This is a genomic window from Epilithonimonas pallida, assembly GCF_900182975.1.
GTDB lineage: Bacteria > Bacteroidota > Bacteroidia > Flavobacteriales > Weeksellaceae > Epilithonimonas > Epilithonimonas pallida.
Genome location: NZ_FXUO01000006.1, coordinates 45,985 through 56,296 on the forward strand (window position 1 = coordinate 45,985; position 10,312 = coordinate 56,296).

General features: G+C 36.1%; 9 protein-coding genes. 4 read left to right on the forward strand and 5 right to left on the reverse strand.

Annotation, left to right across the window (positions count from 1 at the left end; genetic code table 11):
- The first annotated feature begins 8 nt into the window (after positions 1 to 8).
- A complete protein-coding gene (locus QOL71_RS12495) occupies positions 9 to 476 on the forward strand; it encodes a hypothetical protein (protein WP_283417240.1) in 468 nt (155 codons plus the stop codon).
- Here QOL71_RS12495 and QOL71_RS12500 read toward each other — a convergent pair.
- The 5 genes from QOL71_RS12500 to dnaN form a co-directional block, all read right to left on the reverse strand.
- Positions 473 to 1,303 carry an alpha/beta hydrolase family protein gene (locus QOL71_RS12500; RefSeq protein WP_283417241.1) on the reverse strand — a complete coding sequence of 277 codons (831 nt, stop codon included), beginning with the start codon at positions 1,301 to 1,303 and terminating at the stop codon, positions 473 to 475. The genes QOL71_RS12495 and QOL71_RS12500 overlap by 4 nt on opposite strands.
- A gap of 54 nt (positions 1,304 to 1,357) precedes the next feature.
- Positions 1,358 to 2,716: an oxygen-independent coproporphyrinogen III oxidase gene (gene hemN / locus QOL71_RS12505; RefSeq protein WP_283417413.1), complete on the reverse strand. Its 1,359-nt coding sequence runs from the start codon at positions 2,714 to 2,716 to the stop codon at positions 1,358 to 1,360.
- 192 nt (positions 2,717 to 2,908) lie between these two features.
- On the reverse strand, positions 2,909 to 4,162 hold the full coding sequence (locus QOL71_RS12510) for a YCF48-related protein (RefSeq protein WP_283417242.1): 1,254 nt from the start codon (positions 4,160 to 4,162) through the stop codon (positions 2,909 to 2,911).
- A 74-nt stretch (positions 4,163 to 4,236) separates the two neighbouring features.
- A complete protein-coding gene (gene pheT, locus QOL71_RS12515; protein WP_283417243.1) occupies positions 4,237 to 6,636 on the reverse strand; it encodes a phenylalanine--tRNA ligase subunit beta in 2,400 nt (799 codons plus the stop codon).
- Positions 6,637 to 6,916: 280 nt separating this feature from the next.
- Positions 6,917 to 8,047 carry a DNA polymerase III subunit beta gene (dnaN, locus tag QOL71_RS12520; RefSeq protein ID WP_283417244.1) on the reverse strand — a complete coding sequence of 377 codons (1,131 nt, stop codon included), beginning with the start codon at positions 8,045 to 8,047 and terminating at the stop codon, positions 6,917 to 6,919.
- Between the two features lie 116 nt (positions 8,048 to 8,163).
- Here dnaN and QOL71_RS12525 point away from each other — a divergent pair, with 116 nt between their 5' ends.
- The 3 genes from QOL71_RS12525 (at position 8,164) to coaD (ending at position 10,303) form a co-directional block, all read left to right on the forward strand.
- On the forward strand, positions 8,164 to 8,526 hold the full coding sequence (locus QOL71_RS12525; protein WP_283417245.1) for a diacylglycerol kinase: 363 nt from the start codon (positions 8,164 to 8,166) through the stop codon (positions 8,524 to 8,526).
- A gap of 249 nt (positions 8,527 to 8,775) precedes the next feature.
- Positions 8,776 to 9,759, forward strand: a complete 984-nt coding sequence (locus QOL71_RS12530) for a D-alanine--D-alanine ligase (RefSeq protein ID WP_283417246.1) — start codon at positions 8,776 to 8,778, stop codon at positions 9,757 to 9,759.
- Positions 9,760 to 9,832: 73 nt separating this feature from the next.
- A complete protein-coding gene (gene coaD, locus QOL71_RS12535) occupies positions 9,833 to 10,303 on the forward strand; it encodes a pantetheine-phosphate adenylyltransferase (protein WP_283417247.1) in 471 nt (156 codons plus the stop codon).
- Positions 10,304 to 10,312 lie beyond the last annotated feature (9 nt).

Sequence of the window (10,312 nt, forward strand, 5' to 3'; positions counted from 1 at the left end):
CATAAAAAATGAAAAAATTATTTCTCTTATTCAGTTTGATTTCTTCGGTTTATTTTTATTCTCAGAATTTTTCAGCGGTCAATGACATCCTGGAAAAGATCGAAAATAAACATAAAAAGATGAAGGATGCTTCAGGATATACCATTAGCAATAAAAAATTTGTTTTGGTAGAAGATTTTGAAGACCATTCGGAGCGTCATATTCTACAGTTTAATGCTGACAACAGCCTTACACTCATCGAGCTGATTGATGACAAAGCGACTGGACAAAGTTATTCCAACATATTTTCAGGGGATTTTATCCGCAAAAAAAATGCTATCTCGGTAAGAGCCAATTATCTGGAAGGGAAACAGATTGCTATACCAATTATTTACAGCCTTTATCTGATGAATGCTAATGACATTTGGTATCTGAAAGACATCAACACCAGCAAACGCTGGATAGAAAATAACAACCTGATCAAAAAGAAAAATTAATTCTTTTTCAAAAAATTGATACAAGTTTCAACAGCCTCATGTAATTCTTTTGGAAGAGAATTAATTTCCCATGGTTCTTTTGCGCCGAAAGTATGATTGGCATTGTCGATGATTTTCAGTTGAGAACCCTTCGTCCAATGATGAAGGTTTTCAGAATGATTTAACTGAACAGATTCATCAACAGAACCGTGAATGAACAGACTTGGAATTGTCAAATTTTTACAAGCATTTTCAACATCAAATCTCTCTTTATTATTTTCATAATCTTCAAAAAACTGAAAATAATGTGGCATTTTCTGTTTCGTTCTCGCATTTTCTACGAAGTAAACACCTTCGCTTTTCCATTTTTCAAAAGATTCATCTTTAGGAAATCTGTCAAGTGTAGAAACACTCGCTAATGTAATTAATTTTGAAATCGAACTATTTCCAGAAGCTTTGATTGCAGAAATTCCACCACCTCTGCTGTGGCCTATCAATATGATTTCCTCGGCATCAACTTCTTTTTGGTTTTTGAAATGATTGATAACCATTTCCAAATCTTCCAATTCCTTAGAATAATTATTTTCTCCAAACGCTTCCAAGTCTGCAAATTCGTCAGGACTCTCAATTGTAGTTCCGTTATGTGAAAAATTGAACTTAACAAAATAAAATCCAGCTTTCGCAAACTTCTCTCCCATCAATTCCCAAGCGCCCCAATCTTTGTAACCTTTGTAGCCGTGAACAAAAATGGTTAGAGGAAGCTTTTCACCAGAATCAGGAAAAATTGCATCAGCCAAAAATTCTCTGGAACTTTTGAGAATGATGTTTTTTTGTTGGATTAAATTCATTTTCAATCTTATTTAAAATAAAAAAAAGAAGTTACTAAAACTTCTTTTAATTCATTATATCGTCATCGAGAAAATCCTGGTTTCTGGTTTGTTTCTCATCATTCTGAGGTCGAAAACCATTGCCACATTTCGTGTAAAAGCTCTTCCTTTTTCTGTGATTTTAATTTGATTGTCGGAGATTTCTACCAAACCGTCTGTTTCCATTTCTTTCAATTTTTCAATTGCATTTTCGATTTCCGGAAATGAAGTTTGTAAATCCCAGCTCGTTTCCAACTGACACATCAGATTCAGAATATGTTTTCTAATCGTCAAATCTTCACCATCCAAAATATGTCCCCGGAAAACCGGAATCTCGCCTTCTTCAACAATCTTCTGATACTCTTCCACCGTTTTTGCATTCTGCGCAAAAGCATACCAGGAATCGGAAATCGCTGACATTCCCAATCCAACCATCAATTGAGTCTTGCTGGAAGTGTAGCCCATAAAATTACGGTGCAGCTTCTTCTGAATCAATGATTGATAAAGGTCATCGTGTTCCAAAGCAAAATGATCCATTCCAATCTCAATATAACCGAGTTCTTCTAAGAGTTTTTTCCCGTCTTCGTACAATCTTCTTTTCTCATCGCCAGTTGGCAGATCACTTTCGTCAAAACCTCTTTGTCCAACACCTTTCACCCAAGGAACGTGTGCATATGAATAAAAAGCCAAACGGTCAGGTTTCAACTCCAAAGTTTTTCTAATCGTATATTCGGTAGCTTCCCAGGTTTGGTGTGGCAATCCGAAAACCAAATCGTGGCTGATTCCTTTATAGCCAATTTCTCTTGCCCATTCGGTTACATTTTTCACATTCTCGAAAGGCTGAATCCTGTTGATTGCTTTCTGAACTTTTGGATCATAATCCTGAACGCCAAAACTCACCCTATTAAAGCCTAAGTCAAATAAAGTCTGAAGATGTTCCCGAGTCGTATTATTCGGATGACCTTCAAAACTAAACTCTTGTTCTTCTGCAATTTCAACTGTATCAAAAATCCCTTGTAAAAGTATTTTCAGGTTTTCCGGAGAGAAGAAAGTCGGCGTTCCTCCACCAAGATGAAGCTCTTTAAGTTTAGGCTTTTCATTGAATAATTCAAGATATAATTGCCATTCTTTCAAGACACTTTCCAAATAAGGAATTTCTACCGAATGCTGCTTCGTAATCCTTTTGTGACAAGCACAAAATGTACAAAGTGCCTCGCAAAAAGGCAGGTGAATATAAATGGAGATTCCTTCTTCGGAATTGCTTTCTGAAAAAGATCTTATAACCGATTTTTTCCACTGGTCAGCAGTAAAATCGGCTTCGTTCCAATAAGGAACAGTAGGATAAGACGTGTAACGCGGGCCTGGAATATTGTATTTGTCAACTAAAGAATTCATCGCTGCAAAGTTACGAAAACTATGTTTGGAATGATTTTGAATTAGAGATGATTTTTGATTGGTGCTTTCTATTTCTGATATCAAGATTTCTATCGATGACAAATGCCCTAGCCCCGATAGGAACGGCATCCTTTTTCTTTTTTTGCAAAAAAAGAAAAAGATATAGTGAATAGCGGGATTAAGCTACTAAAACTATTTCTTAATAATTTTTATAGACTGTCTTCCCAAATTGGATTGCACCGCCAAAAGATATTCGCCAGCAGAATATTTGAAGTCCAGAGAATATTTTTTGAGACCTTTTCCACTAACATCATCTTTTAGAATATTGCCCAAAAATTTTCCTGTCAAATCGTATAATCCAACAATAATATGATCCGAATGAATGTAATGAATATTCAAATTTAGTTTATCTTTTATCGGATTTGGAACGATTTCTATTTTCAGGTTTTCAACTTTTTCATTGCCTGACTCATTGGTTGATAAACCTGTTGTGGTCATTTTATAGATTTGATTTCCCGATGCAAAAGCTGTAGTTCCGTTCACGAAAAAAATACGGTTAAGAGAACCTCCAAGATTTTTATTGATCCAAGTATTACCACCATCAAAAGTCTCCATAAAACCTGAATTGTGGCCGCCCATCCAACCGTGCGTAGTTGACACAAAACCAACTGCCTGAACATATGGGTCAGGGAAATTTTTGGTTTGCCAGGTCAATCCGCCGTCAAAAGTTTTCAGTAATTTGCCTTGAGTTTCGGATTCAATCGAACCGAAAATGATTTTATTATCCGGAAAAATTTGGAGTTTCCAAACGTAATCGCCGTATTCTCCGGCACTGTAGATTTTGGTCCAGGAGTCGCCACCGTCAGTCGTTTTGAGAATCACAGCACCCTGTTCGTCACTTCCTGAAACAAAACCGACATTTTCATCAATGAACTGAACTTCGACCAAGGCAGATGCATAAGCTGACATATCGATAAACTTCCAAGTATTACCGGAATCTGTTGACTTAATAACATAAGCTGGAGAAAACCACGCTCCACAACCATAAACCGTGGATGATCCAACTGTATCTAGTCCACAGATTGCGGCTGGGTAAGGAGAAATATTGTTGACTTTCGTCCACGTTGTTCCTCCATTAGTCGTCTTATAAAAGTTATTATTCAGAGTTCCCAGAAAACCGATATTTTCATTCAGAAATTCTATATTCCTGAAGTATTGCCCCGTTTGTGAACTAACAATTTGTTCTGTCCAGGTCGTTCCACCGTTTGTGGTTTTGAAAACAGTTCCATTGCCTCCTCTTGCAGCCCAGCCTAAGTTTTCATTAAGAAAGAAAACATCGTCATAACGACCAGTAGTTGAAGGGGGAAAGTTTAATGTGCTCCAATTGTACGTTTGTGAAGAGACTAAACCGGCAACAAAAAGGAAAGAGATAAAGATTTTTTTCACGGTTTTAATTTTTTGCTAAAAATAAAAAAATCGGGAGAATTTTCCCGATTTTGATTTATATAAATTTGAATTAATTATCTTAATTCAGCCTTGAATTCTTTTTCAAAAGATTTGATAAGAGAGTTCATTACTTCTGTGATGTCTTTGTCTTCCAAGGTTTTTTCTTCGTTCAGAAGTTCAAAACTTAAAGCATAGGATTTTTTGCCTTCCGGAAGGTTTTTCCCTTCGTAAACATCAAACAGATTAACATTTTTCAGGAACGGCGACTTGTTAGATTTCGCCAAATCGTATAGTTCTGCATAAGTAATGGTTTTATCCACTAGCAAAGCCAAATCTCTTCTGATTTTGTTGAATTTAGGAATATCGATGAATTTCAGATTTTCTTTTGTTCTCAATGTCTGGCAGTTTTCCAGTTCGATTTCTGCATAGAAAACTTCCTGACTGATATCAAAATCCTTCAACATTTGCGGAGAAACTTTTCCTAGCCTTGCCAACGTTTTATCGCCGGATTTTATTTCCAAAGCATCAGAAAAACGCTGGTCTTCTAACGCAGATTCGTGAAGTTCAAGATTTAGTTTTTCCAAAAGAACTTTGACATAAGCTTTCAAATAGTAGAAATCTGTCGCACTTTTTGGTTGAAGCCAGTTTTCCGCTACTTCCCTTCCCGATGTCAGAATTGCTAATTGCTTTCTTTCTTCGTATTTTTCTTTCTTATGATAAATTTTTCCTAATTCGAAAAACTTAATGTCAGATGATTTTCTATTGATATTGTAAATTGCATTTTCCAAAAGTCCCTCCAGCAAAGACTTTCTCATAAATGCTAAATCATTACTCAAAGGGTTCAATAACTTCACAGCATCAGTTTCATCTTTTACAGAACGAAGTGAATTGTTCATTACCTCGTGAAAACCATTGGATTGTAATGTTCTTGCCCAGGAATTTTCCAAAGCATCCTGATCATCGAAACTCAATTTCACCGGTGTGAAAGAGATCTTCTTAGGTGCATCGATTTTGTTGTAACCGTATATTCTCAATACTTCTTCGATAACATCGATTTCTCTGGTTACATCCGCTCTGTAAACCGGAACCGATAATTCCAAACCATTCTGGATCTCGTTAAGAATCTGAATATCCAGAGATTTTAGAATTTCTTTTACTTTTTCTCTGTGGATCTTAGCGCCAAGAATCTGATCTAATTTCGAATATCTGAAAACCACATAATGATCTTTGATTTTCTCAGGGTAATGTTCCAGAATCTCGCCAATTAATTTTCCGCCAGCTAATTCCTGAATCAAATTGATAGCATGAGTCAAAGCAGTTCTCGCATTATTTGGGTCAACACCTCTCTCGAAACGGAAAGACGCATCCGTATTAAGTCCGTGAAGTTTGGATGCTTTTCTGATCGCCACCGGATTGAAATAAGCGCTTTCCAGGAAAATCGTTTTGGTTTCGGATGAAACGCCACTTTCACTTCCACCGAAAACTCCGGCAATACACATCGGCTTGTCTTTGCCGTCTTTGATAATGATTTCGGAACCGTTCAAAGTTCTCTCAACACCATCGAGAGTTTTAAATTTGGTTCCAGCCTTTACCGTTCCCACTTTTACAGTTTTACCTGCAATTTTATCCACATCAAAAGCGTGAAGCGGCTGTCCAAGCCCATGAAGGATATAATTGGTAATATCTACAACATTATTAATTGGTGAAAGCCCAATAGCTTTCAACCTGTTTTTCAACCAATTTGGCGAATCTTTGATCTCAACATTTTCAATCACAGCGCCTAAATATCTCGGAGTCAGTTCAGAATTTTCCACTTCTAATTTGAAATCGTGAGAACCTTCTATATTCAAAGCAACAGAAGTCACTTTTTCAAACTGAGATTTCAAATCATTTGAAATAAGGAATGCCTGTAGATCTCTTGCAACACCATAATGTGACATAGCATCGGTTCTGTTTGGCGTTAAACCAATTTCATAAACCTCATCATTCGTTAATTCAAAATAATCGGCCAATGGTTTTCCAACTTCATATTTTGTTTCGTCCAAAACCATAATTCCGGCGTGGTCATCACTCAAGCCTAATTCGTCTTCGGCGCAAATCATCCCTTCGGAAACTTCGCCACGGATTTTAGCCTTTTTGATTTCGAAAGAGCTGCCATCTTTTGCATAGATTTTTGTTCCGACTACGGCAACTGGTACAGTTTGTCCTGCTACAACGTTAGGTGCTCCACAAACAATTTCCAAAACTTTTCCGTTTCCAATATCAACAATTGTTTTGCTTAATTTATCGGCATTCGGATGTTTTTCGCAAGTCAAAACTTTGCCTACGACAATTCCTTCCAGACTTCCTTTTATGCTTTCGAATTGATCAACACCTTCTACTTCCAAACCAATATCGGTAAGGTATGCACTGATTTTGTCAGAATTAAGGTCTGTTTTGATATAATCTTTAAGCCAATTATTAGAAATTTTCATTCTTTTTTATATTTGAATTTTTTGAACACAAAGTGCACAAAGATTTTTATTTAAAACCTATTTAAGTTCACAAAGGCGTTAACTCGAATAAGATTACTTTACACGTTGAATTACAGCAGCCCGACTTGAGTGGAAATCCTTTTTTTTGTGGCCGGAAAAGCTTTGGTAAAAAAGATTGGGAACGGAAGGCGGAAAAGCTGCCCAAAAATTTATGATTTTTAAACTAAAATTTGAGACCTGAATTTCAAATCTCAAATTTTAAATATGATTAATTTTAAAATTACAAACCTATCACAGGCATTGACAGCATCAGGATACTCTCATTGTCTTCTAATCCGTCAACCGGTTCTACAATCCCCGGTCTGTTGGGTTGAGACATTTTCATCGTGATATCGTCAGAACCTAAAACAGATAACATCTCTGTCAGGAATTTTGAACTGAAACCGATATTGATATCATCGCCATTATAGTCGCAAGGAATCTGCATATCGGCTTTGTTTGCGTATTCTGTATCTTCGGCATGAAGGTGAAGAACGTTGCCGGACAACTTGAACCTTACCTGATTGGTAGACTTGTTGGACATGATCGATGCTCTTCTGATAGAACTCAAAAGCAAGCTTCTGTTGATGGTCAGAACATTTGGATTTTCTTTCGGAATTACCGCGTTGTAGTTTGGATATTTCCCGTCAATCAAACGACAGATCCAGATATTATTTCCGAATGTGAATTTAGCCATATTATCACTAAATTCGATCACAACATCTTCGTTTGAATTATTCAGGATATTTTTAAAAATCGACAGCGGTTTCTTTGGCATTATGAATTCCAAAGTCTCCGGATGTACAATATCTGTTCTTTTGTAAACCACCAATCTGTGAGAATCTGTAGACACAAAATTGGTCTCATCTTCTTTGAACTGAAACAAAACACCAGTCATCACAGGACGAAGAGAATCATTGCTTGTGGCAAACAAAGTGTTAGCCAAAGCTTCTGCCAAAACACCACCTCCGATGGTTACTTTCTGAGACGCATCAAACTCCGGCAATTCCGGGTAGTCATCAGCATTGTCCAATGCCACAGCAAAGTTGTCTTTCTCATCCAAAATTTCCAAAACGCTACCGTTTCCGTCCTCGGAATCTTTAACCACTAAAGTTAAAGGCTGCTCGCCGTAAGTTTTCAGAAAATCCTGAAAAATCTTACCCGGAACTGCTAATTTTCCCTTGTCATCAGACTTGACTTCGAGAGAAGTAATCAGTGTCGTTTCTCCGTCAGAAGCCGTCACTGTCAATAAGTTCTGGTCTAGCTCGAAAAGAAAATTCTCCAAAATGGGTCTGGATTGTGAACCGGAAATTACGCCACTCACCGTCTGTAAAGCTTTCTGCAAATCGCCACTGGCAACAATAAATCTCATAAACTGTATTTATTTCAATTCCACAAAGATAATGATTTCAGACAAATTTTAAAAGCCGTATTTATTTAGTTATTAACAATTTTCGGATTTATCTATCTTTGTTGATATTATAGAGTATGAAAAAACCGCCATTTCACAAAAGTGTCCATTTTACGATCAAAGGTTTGATGTGGATTTTGAAAACCGAACGCAATTTTCAGATTCATATTTTCGGTTTGCTGATTAATCTTTTTCTGATCGTTTTTCTTAGCCTTTCGAAAATGGAAACAGCTTTAATAATTTTTTGTTGTTTTTTTGTTTTAGTAACAGAAGCTTTGAATACTTGTGTTGAAAAAATCTGCGATTATATTCAGCCTGAATTTGATTCTCGAATAGGAATAATTAAAGATTTGGCTGGAGGCGCTGTCATGTTAGCGACTATTTCTTCGGTTTGTGTTGGAGCTTTGATTTATTGGCCTTATTTGAGATTATTATTTTAGTAAATATTAGCTTAACACAAAGGCGCGAGGTTTTTTTTAGATCGAAATGTTTTAAGGCACAAGGAAAATCAAAGATTTTTTATTTAATGAAATTAAACTTTGTACCTAATAGCACTACAATAAATATAGATTCTTTATGCCTTTGTGTTTTCAATTCACACTTAAATTCTCAATTTTAATATTTAGGCAATTTTTAATCTATATTTTTTTCATAAAATCTTTACATTTGTTTTCAAGAATAATTTTGAAATGAGTAAAAAAAATGTGGCCGTTGTAATGGGCGGCTATTCTGATGAATACAAAGTTTCTCTTAAAAGCGGACAACTGATTTTTGATTCGCTGGACCGTGAAGCCTATAACGTTTATAAAGTTGTAATTCTAACAGACGAATGGTATTTCTCAGACGAAAACGACAATAAAAAACCAATCAATAAAGCTGATTTCTCTGCAGATTTTGGCAACGGAGAAAGCTTGAAATTTGATGTTTGCTTCAATATCATCCACGGAACACCTGGTGAAAACGGAATCCTCCAAGCGTATTGGGATGCAGTCGGGCAAAAATATACGGGTTGTGATTTCTATCAAAGCGCATTAACCTTCAATAAAAAAGATACTTTAGCTGTTTTGTCTAAATATGGAATTCCTTCCGCGAAAAGTATTTATTTGAGAAAGGGAGAGGAAATTTCTAATGACGAAATTGTAGAAAAACTAGGACTTCCGGTTTTTGTCAAACCTAATCAAAGTGGTTCTTCTTTGGGAATTTCTAAAGTGAAAGAAAAATCCGAATTAGCAAAAGCACTTGAAGTTGCTTATAAAGAAGATGACGAAATCCTTATCGAAAGCGCTTTGAATGGAATGGAAGTTTCCGTTGGCGTTTTGGATTATAAAGGTGAAGTGATTGTTTTGGGAATCACGGAAATTGTTCCCGACAAAGAATTCTTTGATTATGAAGCTAAATATGAGGGTGCTTCTCAGGAAATCACACCGGCAAGAATTGATGAAGAGACCAGAAAGAAAGTGGAAGAAATCTCTATCAAAGCTTACAAATCACTCGGTATGAGCGGATTTTCGCGTTCGGAATTCATTATCGTTGACGGAATTCCGCATCTTTTAGAAATGAATACTAATCCCGGTTTTTCACCGGCCAGCATCCTTCCACAACAGGCAAAAATATACGGTATCTCTATCAAAGACCTTTGCGGAAACGAAGTAGAAAAAGCACTTAACAAATAATCATCAATGATAAATTTTAGATTTTAAATGATGCAGAGAATCTAAAATTCATAATCTAAAATTTAAAATTTCTATGAAAATTGCTGTTTTTCCCGGGTCTTTTGATCCAATCACACTTGGTCATTATGATATTGTTGAACGTGCAGTTCCGTTGTTTGATAAAATCATCATTGCTATTGGAAAAAATTCTCAGAAAAAATATATGTTCTCCCTTGAACAACGTAAAGAGTTCATCAAGAAAACTTTTGAAAAATTCCCGAATGTTGAAGTTGATGATTTTGAAGGTTTGACGATTGATTACTGTAAAAGTAAAAATGTCAATTTCATCTTGAGAGGACTTAGAAACCCTGCTGATTTCGAATTTGAAAAATCCATTGCACAGACCAACAGAGCCCTGACAAGAGACAATACAGTTGAAACGATATTTCTTCTAACCTCATCCGGGAAATCTTACATCAGCAGCAGCATTGTGAGAGAAATCATTTCTTATGGCGGTAACTACGAGATTATGGTTCCGGAAGCTGTTAGAGTGGAGAAATTTTAATTTATTTTA